15 protein-coding genes are annotated in these 13,012 nt (G+C 60.2%); 7 read left to right on the top strand and 8 right to left on the bottom strand.

Features of this window, described 5'->3' with window-relative positions:
• Nucleotides 1-24: 24 nt before the first annotated feature.
• The 3 genes from L598_RS17550 to dut all read right to left on the bottom strand — a co-directional run bounded on the left by L598_RS17550 (nt 25) and on the right by dut (nt 2,463).
• Complete coding sequence (locus L598_RS17550) at nt 25-1,026, bottom strand: proline racemase family protein (protein ID WP_144864654.1); 1,002 nt, start codon at nt 1,024-1,026, stop codon at nt 25-27.
• Nucleotides 1,026-1,838, bottom strand: a complete 813-nt coding sequence (locus tag L598_RS17545; RefSeq protein WP_144864652.1) for an isocitrate lyase/phosphoenolpyruvate mutase family protein — start codon at nt 1,836-1,838, stop codon at nt 1,026-1,028. The genes L598_RS17550 and L598_RS17545 overlap by 1 nt, the downstream gene beginning before the upstream one ends.
• A 154-nt stretch (nt 1,839-1,992) precedes the next feature.
• A complete protein-coding gene (gene dut, locus L598_RS17540; RefSeq protein WP_246658812.1) occupies nt 1,993-2,463 on the bottom strand; it encodes a dUTP diphosphatase in 471 nt (156 codons plus the stop codon).
• Between the two features lie 167 nt (nt 2,464-2,630).
• Between dut and L598_RS17535 the strand changes: the two genes are divergently transcribed.
• Nucleotides 2,631-4,220 carry a peptide chain release factor 3 gene (locus tag L598_RS17535; RefSeq protein WP_144864649.1) on the top strand — a complete coding sequence of 530 codons (1,590 nt, stop codon included), beginning with the start codon at nt 2,631-2,633 and terminating at the stop codon, nt 4,218-4,220.
• Nucleotides 4,221-4,231: 11 nt separating this feature from the next.
• Here the strand turns inward: L598_RS17535 and L598_RS17530 are convergent, their stop codons facing one another.
• The gene (locus L598_RS17530) at nt 4,232-4,477 is read right to left on the bottom strand and encodes a hypothetical protein (protein ID WP_144864647.1); all 246 of its coding nucleotides are present in this window, start codon (nt 4,475-4,477) and stop codon (nt 4,232-4,234) included.
• 283 nt (nt 4,478-4,760) lie between these two features.
• Between L598_RS17530 and L598_RS17525 the strand changes: the two genes are divergently transcribed.
• From L598_RS17525 to L598_RS17515, 3 genes are all read left to right on the top strand, one after another.
• Nucleotides 4,761-5,420, top strand: coding sequence for a peroxiredoxin (locus tag L598_RS17525; RefSeq protein WP_144864645.1), 660 nt, complete (start codon nt 4,761-4,763; stop codon nt 5,418-5,420).
• A 111-nt stretch (nt 5,421-5,531) separates the two neighbouring features.
• Nucleotides 5,532-5,894: a metalloregulator ArsR/SmtB family transcription factor gene (locus L598_RS17520; RefSeq protein WP_144864643.1), complete on the top strand. Its 363-nt coding sequence runs from the start codon at nt 5,532-5,534 to the stop codon at nt 5,892-5,894.
• Nucleotides 5,895-5,936: 42 nt separating this feature from the next.
• The gene (locus tag L598_RS17515; RefSeq protein WP_144864642.1) at nt 5,937-6,482 is read left to right on the top strand and encodes an SRPBCC family protein; all 546 of its coding nucleotides are present in this window, start codon (nt 5,937-5,939) and stop codon (nt 6,480-6,482) included.
• 121 nt (nt 6,483-6,603) lie between these two features.
• On the opposite strand, the gene L598_RS17510 is transcribed toward L598_RS17515, so the two are convergent.
• Genes L598_RS17510 through L598_RS17500 form a run of 3 tightly spaced genes read right to left on the bottom strand, consistent with a single transcriptional unit; the run spans nt 6,604 to nt 8,670 of the window.
• A complete protein-coding gene (locus tag L598_RS17510) occupies nt 6,604-7,002 on the bottom strand; it encodes a Fur family transcriptional regulator (RefSeq protein WP_144864640.1) in 399 nt (132 codons plus the stop codon).
• Nucleotides 6,999-7,823, bottom strand: coding sequence for a metal ABC transporter permease (locus tag L598_RS17505; protein ID WP_144864747.1), 825 nt, complete (start codon nt 7,821-7,823; stop codon nt 6,999-7,001). Before L598_RS17505 ends, L598_RS17510 begins: the two co-directional genes overlap by 4 nt.
• Complete coding sequence (locus L598_RS17500) at nt 7,816-8,670, bottom strand: metal ABC transporter ATP-binding protein (RefSeq protein WP_144864638.1); 855 nt, start codon at nt 8,668-8,670, stop codon at nt 7,816-7,818. Before L598_RS17500 ends, L598_RS17505 begins: the two co-directional genes overlap by 8 nt.
• A gap of 107 nt (nt 8,671-8,777) precedes the next feature.
• On the opposite strand from L598_RS17500, the gene znuA reads away from it, so the two are divergent.
• Entirely contained in the window at nt 8,778-9,788 is a 1,011-nt protein-coding gene (znuA, locus tag L598_RS17495) for a zinc ABC transporter substrate-binding protein ZnuA (RefSeq protein WP_144864636.1), read from the top strand.
• A gap of 100 nt (nt 9,789-9,888) precedes the next feature.
• Entirely contained in the window at nt 9,889-11,094 is a 1,206-nt protein-coding gene (gene zigA, locus L598_RS17490) for a zinc metallochaperone GTPase ZigA (RefSeq protein ID WP_144864634.1), read from the top strand.
• 61 nt (nt 11,095-11,155) lie between these two features.
• On the opposite strand, the gene L598_RS17485 is transcribed toward zigA, so the two are convergent.
• A complete protein-coding gene (locus tag L598_RS17485) occupies nt 11,156-11,353 on the bottom strand; it encodes a CsbD family protein (RefSeq protein WP_144864633.1) in 198 nt (65 codons plus the stop codon).
• A gap of 144 nt (nt 11,354-11,497) precedes the next feature.
• Here L598_RS17485 and L598_RS17480 point away from each other — a divergent pair, with 144 nt between their 5' ends.
• On the top strand, nt 11,498-12,865 hold the full coding sequence (locus L598_RS17480; protein WP_144864631.1) for a cytochrome P450: 1,368 nt from the start codon (nt 11,498-11,500) through the stop codon (nt 12,863-12,865).
• Nucleotides 12,866-13,012: the final 147 nt, after the last annotated feature.

Below are 13,012 nucleotides of genomic sequence, written 5' to 3'. Positions count from 1 at the left end.
TTCGGCGGGAATCTGGTGCGGCTTTCATCGCACCAGGAACCCGCCGCCGAGGGGATCGTCTTCCTCGACAACGAACTCGGCTTGCCCGCAATAATGGGCGCGGCCGGCAACGCCGACTACGACCGCATCCAGGTTCCCGGCCTTCACACTGCGGCTGACCTGGCCAGTGAAGCGGGAACCGGTGATGCTTTCAAAGGCGCGCGGTTCTCCGGCCGCGACCAGTCCTTTGGCGTGCATGGCCGCAAGCCGCGCCGTAACGCCTGAGCCGGTCGGGGAACGGTCGACCTGCGCATCGGCGAAGACGCAGATGTTCTTCGATGGCTTGCCATCTCCATGGTCCCCGTCGGTCAGGATCGTGCCGTAGAGGAAGGCCAGATCCTCGTGGTCCGGATGGGACAGCGGGATCTCCGCCTTCACCTTTTCCGTGAGAGAGGTTGCGGCGTCGATGAAAGTCCGGATTGGCTCACGGCCAAAAGCCAGGCCGAACTGAGCGCAATCCGCGATCGCATAAAAGGCCCCGCCATAGGCGATGTCGAAGTGTATCGGGCCGTATCCTGCCAGATCGATGGTCCGGTCTCGGGCAAACAGGAAGCCCGGCACGCTTTCGAAGGTGACTGCGCCGGCCTTTCCTTGCCTGACCTCGACGGTGGCAACGACCATTCCGCAGGGGCATTCGATATTGACCGTCGTAACGGGTTCGCTCGGTTCCACCAATCGCTGATCGACCGCATAGCGGCCAAGCGCGATGATGGCATGGCCGCACATAGTCGAATAACCCTCGTTGTGCATGAAGAGCACGGCCATGTCGGCGCCCGGCAAATCCGGCTCGACCAGCAGGGCGCCATACATATCGGCATGACCGCGCGGCTCGAACATCAGGATCCTGCGCAGATGGTCGAGATTTTCGCGCACAAAAGCACGCTTTTCGAGGATCGTTCCGGAAGGAATCGGCGGATAGCCGCCGGKGACGATGCGCAAGGGTTCGCCGCCCGTATGCATGTCGACGACGGTCAGAGCTTGGGACATCATTTCGTCTGCGTTGCGAACATTTTCTGCAGGGTCGCGAAAGGCATGGCCTCGCGGGCGAAGGTGAAGCTTCCTTCGTCAAGGATTTCCTTCGCCGCACGCTCGACCACGCCAAAAGCGGCGGTTGTCAGCTTGGAGCCGAGCGAAATGCGCCGGGCCCCGGCTTGTGAAACTGCGGAGACGGTGAAGCCATCGACGGCCAGCACATTGACCGGGAGCGAAACCGAAGAGCAGAGAGTTCGCACCATCCCGATGTCGGTCAGGCCAGGCGCGTAAAGCACATCTGCGCCCGCCTCTTCGAAGGCCTGCAAACGCCTGATCGTGTCATCGAGATCTGGGCGGCCCCAGAGGAAATTCTCGGCCCGCGCCGTGAAGACGAAATCGCGCTTCAGCGAGCGGGCAGCTTCTGCGGCAGCCGCCACACGCTCCACCGCCTGCGAGAAATCGTAGATCGGATTGGTGGGATCACCGGTGGCGTCCTCGATGGAGCAGCCCGCCAGCCCAACCGCTTCGGCGGCAAAGATCGTTTCGGCGGCGCTGTCTGGTGCATCTCCCTTGCCTCTTTCGAGATCGGCGGAAACCGGCAGTTCTGTGGCGCTGACGATCTCGCGGCAATGGGCCATCATGTCCTCGAAGCCCACGCCTCCGTCGGGTAGCCCGCGCGAAAAGGCGTAGCCGGCGCTGGTAGTGGCCAGGGCCTTGAAGCCAAAGGAGGCAAGCAGCCTCGCCGTACCGACGTCCCAGGGATTGGGTATAACGAAGGCGCCCGGACCATCGTGCAGGGCGCGGAAAGCTTCGGGTGAACTCGCCATCGTGCCACCTTCAAAAAGAACAAGCCGAACAGGGCATGGCGGCAGATTGGCTCCTGCATGCGACGGCTTGTCAAGCGTGGCACGCCATTCTGCTGCCACCCTGTGACCTTACGGGCAGCCGCCCAACTCGATCCGTTTTCGGAGAATTTGATGCTCAGGCCGTCCCGGTGGAGCCGAAGCCGCCGGAACCGCGAGCCGTAGCACCGGCGTGACTACGCTCCTCGATTACGGCGCGTGACACGGGCGCAATCAGAAGCTGTGCGATGCGCGTGCCGCGCGTGATCTCGAAATCCTCGTCGCTCAGATTTACGAGCAGAACCTTCACCTCGCCGCGATAGTCCGAGTCGATGGTGCCGGGCGTGTTAAGGCAGGTGACGCCATGTTTCAGCGCAAGACCGGAGCGCGGACGCACTTGTCCCTCAAAACCGGCCGGAATTTCGAAGACGAGGCCAGTCGGAACGAGCAACCGCTTTCCGGGCAGGAGTATGAGGGGCCGATCCTCGGGCACGGCTGCACGCAAATCCATGCCCGCAGCCTCCTCGCTCTCATAGGCAGGCAGCGGAAGTCCCTCGGAATGCGGCAGGCGCACGATGCCGAGTATCGGTTGGTTGGCGCGCTCGATCATGATCGATGCTATGGCCATGACACTCGCGACCGTCAACACGGTCGTGGAGCTATCAACCGGTTTCGGCAAGTCCGTCACCGCATAGTTCGGTACCGGGCAAAGATTCGCATTCGACACTGCAGCAAAGCGCTGCTAAAACCCCTGCCACCAAAAGGATTTCAGGAAAAATGGCAGAGAATATTGCCGACGCGGTAGCGCGCCGCCGCACTTTTGCGATCATTTCGCATCCCGACGCGGGCAAAACGACGCTGACAGAAAAGCTCCTGCTTTTTGGCGGCGCGATCCAGCTTGCCGGCGAGGTCAAGGCGAAGAAAGACAGGATCCAGACCCGTTCGGACTGGATGAAGATCGAGCGCGAGCGCGGCATATCGGTCGTGACTTCCGTGATGACGTTTGAGTATGGCGACCATGTATTCAATCTGCTCGACACGCCGGGGCATGAGGATTTCGCAGACGATACCTACCGGACGCTCACAGCAGTCGACAGCGCGGTGATGGTGATCGATGCGGCCAAGGGTATAGAGCCGCGCACGCTGAAGCTCTTCGAGGTCTGCCGGCTGCGCGACATTCCGATCGTGACCTTCATCAACAAGATGGATCGCGAAAGCCGCGACCCGTTCGAAATCCTCGATGAGATCGAGGAGAAGCTGGCCCTCGACACCGCGCCGGTCACCTGGCCAATCGGCCGGGGCAAGACATTCTCCGGAACCTATCATCTGGCCGACAACGCGGTGCGGCGCGGCGATGCCGAGACCGAATGGACGAAGGTCAACGGGCCGGATTCGAACCGCGTGGCAGGCCTGCTTCCCGACAATGAGCGGCCTGCTTTCATCGAGGAACTGGATCTGGCTCGCGAAGCCTGCCGTCCCTTCGACCTGAATGCCTTTCGCGAAGGGCATCTGACACCGGTTTATTTCGGCTCTGCGCTGAGGAATTTCGGCGTACGGGATCTGATCGAGGCGCTAGGGCAATATGGTCCACAGCCGCGGGCTCAGGAAGCCGACACGCGCAAGGTGGAGGCGACGGAGGACAAGATGACCTCCTTCGTCTTCAAGATACAGGCAAATATGGACCCGAATCATCGCGACCGCATCGCCTTTGTGCGCGTGTGCTCGGGCAAGCTGGAGCGCGGCATGAAGGCGAAGCTGGTGCGCACGGGCAAGCCGATCAGCCTTTCGGCGCCGCAATTCTTCTTCGCCCGTTCGCGCATAACCGCCGACGAGGCCTATGCAGGCGATGTGGTCGGCATCCCGAACCATGGTACGCTCAGGATCGGTGATACACTGACAGAAGGCGAGGAGATACTGTTTCGCGGGGTGCCGAACTTCGCGCCCGAGATCCTGCGCCGCGTACGCCTCGGCGATGCCATGAAGGCGAAAAAGCTGAAGGATGCGCTGCAGCAGATGGCCGAGGAAGGTGTTGTTCAGCTCTTCACGCCGGAGGACGGCTCGCCGGCCATCGTAGGCGTGGTCGGAGCGCTACAGCTGGACGTCCTGCGCGAACGGCTAAAGAATGAATATCAGCTACCGGTCGATTTCGAACAGGCGCGCTTTTCCGTGTGCCGGTGGATTTCCGCCGACGACAGGGGCGAACTGCAGCGTTTCATGGATGCGCATCGCGGGGACATGGCGCGCGATCTCGACGGCGACCCGGTCTTTCTCGCTCCGCATGAATTTGGCCTCAATTACGAGGCTGACCGCTGGAAACAGATACGTTTTGCCTCGGTCAAGGACTATCAGGTTCGAGACGCTGCGTAGTCCACGCAGTGTCATCGAATGGGAGGAAGCTTCTCGGATTCCTCCTCGCCCCGGTCGAAGAAGATGCTGCGGCCGTTCATTATCGCAATGCGGACGATGACATTGGTAAGTTCGCAATCCGTCATCTCGCAATGCGGAGCAGACAGCCTGACGGCACGGATCGCACCGGCAATCGAGATCGGCATGCTGCGGGCGGAGTGCGCGCGGATATGGGCTTCGACGAGATCGGCGACCGGGAATTTCTGAGCGATCGTCATGTCGGGAACTCCTATGGAGATACACCGTCACACAAATCGCGAGCGGCCACATTTGCTTTTTATATAGTCTGCTGATTTTTCATTATTTTTCCCAGGTGCGAAAACCGTGCCCCGCCTGGAGAAAAACATTCTCCGGAGGCGTGGTTTCTTCCGACTTCATTCCATTTGAGCACGAAAATCATCTTTCTCTTTCTCGCAACGGCCGGCGTTTGCGCTATGATGGCCACAATCAATCAACCGCGAACAGTGTTTCGCCGCGACCTTGCAGGAAAGGAGACGCCAGATGGGACTGCGCATCAACGATACCGCCCCTGATTTTACCGCTGAAACCACGCAGGGCACGATCAATTTCCATGAGTGGATCGGTGACGGCTGGGCCGTTCTCTTCAGTCACCCGAAGAATTTCACACCGGTCTGCACGACCGAGCTTGGGACGATGGCTGGTCTCAACGACGAATTCAAGAAACGCAATGTGAAGATCATCGGCATTTCGGTTGATCCGGTTGAAAGCCATGCCAAGTGGGAAGAGGACATCAAGACCGCTACCGGTTTTGCGCCCAACTATCCGCTTATCGGCGATAAGGATCTCAAGGTCGCCAAGCTCTACGACATGCTGCCGGCCGAATCCGGCGACAGCTCTGAAGGACGCACCCCCGCCGACAATGCGACGGTGCGTTCCGTCTACGTCATCGGCCCGGACAAGAAAATCAAGCTCGTGCTGACCTATCCAATGACGACAGGCCGCAACTTCGACGAGATCCTACGCGCGATCGACTCAATACAGCTCACCGCCAAGCATCAGGTCGCCACGCCCGCAAACTGGAAGCAGGGCGAGGATGTGATCATAACGGCCGCCGTTTCCAACGAGGATGCGATCAAGCGGTTCGGCTCTTTCGAGACGATCCTGCCTTATCTCAGGAAGACCAAACAGCCTTCAGCCTGAGGCGCATAAAATTCACCAGAAAGCCCCGAAGCTTCGGTTCCGGGGTTTCCTTTTTGCTCGATATTAAACCATGTGGTTGACAATTGGGGCTGCGTCTCTATTGTAAACCATATGGTTGAGCATTCCCCTGCATTTCTGGACGCCGTGTTCCACGCCCTCGCCGACTCCACGCGACGGTCGATGCTTCACAGGCTGGCACAGGGCGAGCAGAGCGTGAGCGAACTGGCGGAACCTTTCGCCATGTCGCTGGCCGGCGCGTCGAAGCATGTGAAGGTGCTGGAAAAAGCCGGCCTCGTGCGGCGGCGGATCGCCGGCCGCATGCATTATTGCCGGCTCGAAGCTGCCCGTCTCGCCGAGGCGCAGGCATGGCTGCGCTACTATGAGCGGTTCTGGACCCGCCGTCTCGATACGCTCGAGGCGCTCCTGGAAGCGGAGGATCAAGCGGCAAGCGAAGGGGAAAACCCAAAGGGATGACCGCCGGCCAGGACCAGCGATCGAAGCGAAGAGGACAGAAACATGACCACGATCGACAACAATGCCTATGGCGTTCAGACCGCCTCGGACACGGTGCGCGTGGAACGTCTCCTTCCCGGTCCCATAGAACGCGTCTGGGCCTATTTGACGGATTCGGAGAAACGGAAAAAATGGCTTGCCGGCGGCGAGATGGAGCTGCGTGCCGGCGGGAGGGTGAACCTGTTCTTCCATCATTCCGAGATCACGTTCGAGCCGACGCCGGAACGGTTCAAATTCATGGAAAAGGGCATCCATTCGCAATGCGAGGTGACCGAATTCGATCCGCCACGGCTTCTGGCCATGACATGGCCCGACGACGGCCATGCCAGCGAAGTCATGTTCGAATTGTTTCCGGAAGGCGACAAGGTGCTTCTCGTGCTCACCCATCGCAAATTGCCCGGCAAGGCGGAAATGGCGAATGTCTCCTCCGGCTGGCATGCGCATCTGGCCGTGCTCGCGGCACTGCTGGAAGGCCGGGAAGCCAGCGGCTTCTGGTCTTCCGTGATCCGACTGGAAGACGAATACAAGAAGCGCTTTGGTGCGGAGTGAGGGAGACCCGCCGTGATCAAACTCAATTGACCAGCGTGATCGTGGATGATCAGGCGGTCTTCGAGGACACCTGCGGGAACCTGATACAATTATTCAAGGCGTGAGGCGCCGGCTGGGTTCCTCAAGCCGACGAGCAGGTTCTGCAGGCGCCGCGGATTTCGATCGTCGTCTTGGACGGGCGGAAGTCATGTGCCTTAGCCCAGCGGCCCAGCCGTTCTTCCACCATCTCGTCGGAAAACTCGTCGACCTTGCCACAGTTTTCGCAGATGGCAAAAGCAATCAGTTCCTGATGATGGTCATGGGGATGCGCGCAGGCAACGAAGGCATTGATGCTTTCGAGCCGGTGGACGAGGCCCAGTTCCTGCAATTTCTCCAGTGCGCGATAGACCTGCAGCGGCGCGCGGAAACCGTCGTCGCGCAGCCGGTCGAGGATCGTATAGGCGCTGAGGGGGCCTTCCGCATGTGAGAGTGCGTCGAGGACGAGAGCCTGGTTCTTGGTCAGTTCCGCCGGTGCTTTCATGTTTGCGGGCTCCCGCTTCGTATGGCCGTGCCGCGCAGCGCCGGCAGCGGCAACAGACTTATCAGGAAAAGGACGAGCGCCGCCACAACGATCGAAGGGCCGGAGGGCGTGTCGAAATTTAATGATCCGAACAGGCCGCCAGTGACGGCCAGTGCCCCAAGCAGCGAGGCTCCGACGGCCATGCGCTCCGGCGTGGAAGCAAATCGGCGCGCAGTGGCCGCCGGAATGATCAGAAGCGAGGTGATGAGCAATATGCCGACGATCTTCATGGCGATGGCGATCACACCGGCCATGAGCAGCATGAAGACAACGCGGGAGCGCTCCGGCCTCAAACCTTCGGCTTCGGCGATCTCGGCATTGACGGTGGCGGCAAGAAGCGGCCGCCAGAGCCATATGACCAGCGCAAGAACCAGAACGCCGCCGCCATAGATGAAGGCGATGTCCGCGCGCGAAACGGCAAGGATGTCGCCAAAGAGAAAGCCCATCAGATCGATACGGATCCAGGTCATGAAGGCCACCATGACGAGGCCGAGCGCCAGGGTCGAATGGGACAGGATGCCGAGTAGGGCGTCGGTTGAAAGCGCGCCGCGCCTCTGCAACAGGAGCAGCGCCACGGACGCGGCGGCCGCGATCACGAAGACGCCGGCCATGAGATTGATCTCGAAAAGGAAGGCGAGCGCGACGCCCAGCAGTGCCGAATGTGCCATGGTGTCGCCGAAATAGGCCATGCGTCGCCAGACGACGAAGCAGCCGAGCGGCCCCGTCGTAAGCGCAATGCCTATGCCGGCCACGAGAGCGCGGGTAAAGAAGTCGTCAAGCATCGCGCCGCCTAGCGTCGTCATGCGCATGGCTGTGGCGGTCATGGTGATGGCCATCGCCGGGATGGCAATGGTCGGTAATCGTGCCGTCGGCATGCCGTACCCGACCGTCGGCGAGATGGGTATGGTCGTGATGATGGCGATAAATCGCCAGCGTGCCTGCCGCACGAGCACCGAACAGCTTCAGATATTCCGGACTGCCGATCACGCTTTCGGGTGTGCCGCGGCAGCAGACATGCCCGTTGAGACAGACGACCGTATCCGTGGCTGCCATCACGACATGAAGATCATGGGAAATGAGCAAGACGCCGCAGCCGGTGCGGTCGCGGATGTCGCGGATGAGTTCATAAAGCGCCACTTCACCATTGAAATCCACCCCTTGGACGGGCTCGTCCAGCACCAGGAGATCGGGGTCACGCAGAAGAGCGCGAGCCAACAAGGCCCGCTGGAACTCGCCACCCGAAAGTGTCTGCACTTCCGCCTTCGCCAGATGGGAAATGCCCACGGCCTTGAGCGCATCGGCGACCGCGGCCGGTTTTTGCGGGCCGGTCAGGGTCATGAGCCGTTCGACACTAAGCGGCAGCGTCCAGTCCACGGCGACCTTCTGCGGTACATAGGCAACCCGTAGGTTCCGTTCGCGTTCGACGGTGCCCTCGTCGGGTTTCAGAACACCAATCGCGGTCTTGGCGGTCGTGCTCTTGCCGGAACCGTTGGGTCCGATCAAAGTGACGATCTCGGCGGCGCTTACGGTCAGGTCCACGCCTCGCACGAGCCAGCGCCCGCCGCGGAAGACGCCGGCCCCACGCATTTCAACAAGGATGCGCTTCCGTGGTTGATGTGACTTCAACATTTCCGATTCCAGCTTGCCACGCCTTATCGCACACGTTATAGCGTTACGCAATTGATGTAATATCATAACATTCTTATTGCATTCCTTATCTGCGGAAAGGACTATAGATGACGGCAACTCGGAAGATTCTGCTGGCCTCCCTGCTGGCGATTGCAGCCGGCACGGGGACAGCTGGTGCGGCTGATGGCGTGGTAGCCTCCATCAAGCCGGTTCACTCGCTGGTGTCTGCGGTGATGGAGGGGGTTGGCACACCGGATCTGATCGTGGAGGGTGCCGGCTCGCCGCATGCTTATTCCATGCGCCCCTCGCAGGCGAGCGCGTTGGAAAATGCCAAGCTCGTCTTCTGGGTCGGACATGACCTCGAGGCTTTTCTCGAAAAGCCGCTGGAGAGTCTTGCCGCCAATGCCACCATCGTGGAGCTTGGCGAAGCGCATGGCCTTACCCGGTTGAAGTTCCGCGAAGGCGGGCCCTTCGAGGCGCATTCGCACGAGCATGAGGAAGATGGTCATGAAGATCATGCCCATGCCGCCGAAGGCCATGAGCATGAGGATGAGGATGCACATGAAGAGCATAGTCATGAGGAACATGCCCATGGCGAGACCGACATGCACCTCTGGCTCGACCCCCTCAATGCCAAGGCGATGGTGCATGAAATAGAGGAAGCCCTGGCCAAGGCCGATCCTGACAATGCGGAAAAATACTCTGCCAACGCAGAGGAAATGAAGGCGCAACTGGACGCGCTGGTGGCCGAGACGGAGCGCGAACTGGCTTCCGTCAAGGACAAGCCCTTCATCGTCTTCCACGATGCCTATCAGTATTATGAAAACCGCTTTGGAGTACGAGCGGTGGGCTCGATCACCGTCAGCCCGGAAGTCTTGCCCGGCGCGCAGCGTGTTTCCGAGATACAGGCAAAGGTGAAGGAACTCGGCGCGGCATGCATCTTCGCCGAGCCGCAATTCGAGCCCAAGCTGGTCGATGTGGTGGCGGAAGGAACGGATGCGAAGGCTGGCGTCCTCGATCCGCTCGGTGCTGAACTGACGGACGGGCCGGACCTCTATTTCCAGCTCATCCGCAATCTCACAAAATCGCTTAAGAGCTGCCTTTCGGAGGCGAGCTGAGAGGGGCGGCGCTCTCTCGCCGAGCTTAAAAAGGGGCGGAATTGCGCCCTTTTTTCACGGCGAAGATTGTTATGTAATAACATTTCTAAAGGAGTGTGCGATGAATAGCCGCCTTCCCGTTACGGTATTATCTGGCTTCCTTGGGGCCGGGAAGACCACTCTGTTGAATCACGTTCTCAACAATCGAGAGGGCCGCAAGGTAGCGGTGATCGTCAATGACATGAGCGAGGTCAACATTGACGCTTCGCTGGTTCGTGATGGCGGGGCGGATCTCTCGCGCACCGAAGAACAGCTCGTCGAAATGACGAACGGCTGCATCTGCTGCACCTTGCGTGACGATCTCCTGAAGGAGGTCGCCGCCTTGGCCGGCCAAGGCCGCTTCGATTGTCTGCTGATTGAATCGACTGGCATTTCGGAGCCCTTGCCGGTTGCCTCCACCTTCGCCTTCCGCGACGAATGGGGCCGGAGCCTTTCGGATGTGGCGCGTCTCGATGCCATGGTGACGGTGGTCGATGCCGCGAATCTGCTCAAGGATTATTCTTCCCAGGCTTTCCTGCGCGAACGAGGCGAATCGCTCGGTGCGGAGGATCAACGCACGCTTGTCGATCTCCTCGTGGAGCAGATCGAGTTCGCAGACGTCATCATCCTTAACAAGGTTTCTTCGGCGCGCAGTGAGGATCTTCGTCATGCCCGCCTGATCGTGCGGGCCCTGAATGCCGACGCCGAGATCATCGAGACGGATTTCGCGAAAGTGCCGGTCGATCGCATCCTCGATACGCGTCGCTTCGATTTCGAGCGCGCTTCCATGCATCCGCTCTGGCTCAAGGAACTGCATGGCTTCAAGGACCATATTCCCGAGACGGAAGAATATGGCGTCCATTCTTTCGTCTACCGCCAGCGCAAACCGTTCGATCCTGCCCGCTTCCAGCGCTTTATCGGCAAGGAGTGGCCCGGCGTGTTGCGCGCAAAAGGCTTCTTCTGGCTGGCGACTCGCCCCGACCATGTTGGTGAAATCAGCCAGGCCGGGGCACTGGTGCGCACGAGCCGCCGCGGTTCGTGGTGGTCCTCCATACCGGAAACGCGATGGCCGCGCGACCGGGAATGGCGGCAGGCCATGGAACCATACTTTGATCCGATGTGGGGCGACCGCCGGCAAGAGATCGTCTTTATTGGCTGCCACCCGATGAATGAGGTGCGCATCTGCGCCGAGCTTGACAGTTGTCTTCTCGATGCACCGGCTTTTCTGCCCGAGCAATGGAAGCATCTGGCCGACCCCTTCCCTTCATGGGAACGCCCGGCATATTGAGATGAAATACCTCCGCGCATGCGCGGAGGCGCTCGAAAAGCTCAGCCTGTCGGGTAATCCATCAATGGCGCGCTAACCAATTGTCGATTTCCCGATCGGCTTCGTCCTCGGCCCGGCCATAGCGTTCCTGGATACGGCCGGCGAGTTCGCGTCGATTGCCCTTGATGATCTCCAGATCGTCGTCCGTCAGCTTGCCCCATTGCTGCTGGACTTGGCCTTTGAACTGCTCCCAATTTCCTTCGATCTGATTCCAGTTCATGTCCATCTCCTGTTTCTGTCTGGCGACCACACGCCATATCCGCCCAACTTTTGAAGAGACCATCTGTTCCAGCGGACTGATTGCGAAAGGTTCATTTGAAGATGGACTCTTGCAGGCCTAAATTCGGGCCTACAAGGAGCCGTCATGGACACCAAGCCGAGCCCTTTCGTCCCGCCCGCGCCGAAACCGCGAAGCAGCCCGCCTTCGGCGCTTCAGATGATCCGCATTGTCTATCGCAATCCGCTCGAGCTGTGGGGCGAACCCTCCTATAATGAGCCATGGATTTCCGTGAACGGGATCGGCGGTCCGCTCCTGATAGTCAACGATCCAGGGCTTATCCGCCATGTGCTGATAGACAATGCCAGGAACTACAAGATGGCGCGCGTGCGTCAGAAGATCCTGCGACCGATCCTGCGCGACGGGTTGCTGACGGCCGAGGGCGAGGTCTGGAAGCGCTCGCGCAAAGCCATGGCTCCAGTCTTCACACCACGCCATATCGCCGGTTTCGCCCAGCCAATGCTGAAGCGCAGCCAGGCTTTCGTCGAAAAATACGAAAATGCGAATGGACCGGTCGATGTCTCGCGCGATATGACGCTTCTCACTTTCGATATCCTCGCAGAGACGTTGTTTTCGGGAGAGGTCGCTGGTGAGCCTGGCAGCTTCGCTCATCAGGTGGATCGTCTGTTCGAGACCATGGGGCGTGTCGATCCGCTGGACTTGCTGGGTGCGCCCGACTGGCTGCCGCGCATCACCCGGCTGCTCGGCCGCAATTCGCTGGCTTTCTTCCGAGACATCGTCGCCCGCACCATGGAGATGCGGCGCGGGAAGATGGAACAGGGTACCGACGTGCCTGAGGATTTCCTGACCCTGCTCATGCGCGCCGAGGGACCGGAGGGCCTGAAGCGGGCCGAGATCGAGGACAACATCATCACCTTCATCGGCGCTGGCCATGAGACCACTGCGCGCGCTCTCGGTTGGATGCTCTATTGCCTTTCACAGGCACCGTGGGAGCGCGAACGCATCGAGGCGGAGATCGATCGCGTTCTGGCTACCGAGCCCGATCCGGTGAAATGGACGGATGCGATGCCTTTGACGCGTGCCGCCTTCGAGGAGGCGCTGCGGCTTTACCCGCCCGCGCCGTCCATCAATCGCGAGGCGGTTGAAGACGACATCTACAAGGACCAGAAGATCCCGAAGGGCACACAGGTCCTTGTCATGCCCTGGACCGTTCACCGGCATCGCAAGCTCTGGCCGCAGCCGGAAGCCTTCATGCCGGAACGCTTCCACCCGGAAAACCGGGACAGGATCGACCGTTTCCAATATCTGCCTTTCGGCGCAGGCCCGCGGGTCTGCATAGGCGCCAGCTTCGCCATGCAGGAGGCCATTATCGCGCTGGCGGTCCTGTTTTCGCGGTTTCGCTTCGATGCGCTGCCGGAAACCCGGCCGTGGCCGGTGCAGAAACTGACCACGCAGCCGGAAGGCGGCATTCCTATGACCGTTTCACGGCGCTAATTTGATTTCATATGAAATATGTTCTGAGGCCCCTCTACGAACGGCCATAGAAGATGTTCTCCACATGTACGGGCCAGCGGCGCGGTAGTATCGCCACGAGATCGAACCGGACGGACAGGTGCCCGTAATCCGGCTGGCGCGCGAGCC

It is taken from the genome of Mesorhizobium sp. J18 (assembly GCF_007829525.1).
In the GTDB taxonomy this organism is placed as follows: domain Bacteria; phylum Pseudomonadota; class Alphaproteobacteria; order Rhizobiales; family Rhizobiaceae; genus VLJP01.
Note: the sequence above shows the minus strand (reverse complement) of the source record. Positions and strands in the feature narration are given on the sequence as shown.

Coding starts and splice junctions, on each gene's coding strand:
- L598_RS17525 (WP_144864645.1), top strand. CDS start 4,761: ATGGGACTGCGCATCAACGATACCGCCCCTGATTTTACCGCTGAAACC.
- L598_RS17505 (WP_144864747.1), bottom strand. CDS start 7,823: ATGCTTGACGACTTCTTTACCCGCGCTCTCGTGGCCGGCATAGGCATT.
- L598_RS17515 (WP_144864642.1), top strand. CDS start 5,937: ATGACCACGATCGACAACAATGCCTATGGCGTTCAGACCGCCTCGGAC.
- L598_RS17530 (WP_144864647.1), bottom strand. CDS start 4,477: ATGACGATCGCTCAGAAATTCCCGGTCGCCGATCTCGTCGAAGCCCAT.
- L598_RS17520 (WP_144864643.1), top strand. CDS start 5,532: ATGGTTGAGCATTCCCCTGCATTTCTGGACGCCGTGTTCCACGCCCTC.
- L598_RS17500 (WP_144864638.1), bottom strand. CDS start 8,670: ATGTTGAAGTCACATCAACCACGGAAGCGCATCCTTGTTGAAATGCGT.
- L598_RS17545 (WP_144864652.1), bottom strand. CDS start 1,838: ATGGCGAGTTCACCCGAAGCTTTCCGCGCCCTGCACGATGGTCCGGGC.
- znuA (WP_144864636.1), top strand. CDS start 8,778: ATGACGGCAACTCGGAAGATTCTGCTGGCCTCCCTGCTGGCGATTGCA.
- zigA (WP_144864634.1), top strand. CDS start 9,889: ATGAATAGCCGCCTTCCCGTTACGGTATTATCTGGCTTCCTTGGGGCC.
- L598_RS17480 (WP_144864631.1), top strand. CDS start 11,498: ATGGACACCAAGCCGAGCCCTTTCGTCCCGCCCGCGCCGAAACCGCGA.
- L598_RS17535 (WP_144864649.1), top strand. CDS start 2,631: ATGGCAGAGAATATTGCCGACGCGGTAGCGCGCCGCCGCACTTTTGCG.
- dut (WP_246658812.1), bottom strand. CDS start 2,463: ATGATCGAGCGCGCCAACCAACCGATACTCGGCATCGTGCGCCTGCCG.
- L598_RS17485 (WP_144864633.1), bottom strand. CDS start 11,353: ATGAACTGGAATCAGATCGAAGGAAATTGGGAGCAGTTCAAAGGCCAA.
- L598_RS17510 (WP_144864640.1), bottom strand. CDS start 7,002: ATGAAAGCACCGGCGGAACTGACCAAGAACCAGGCTCTCGTCCTCGAC.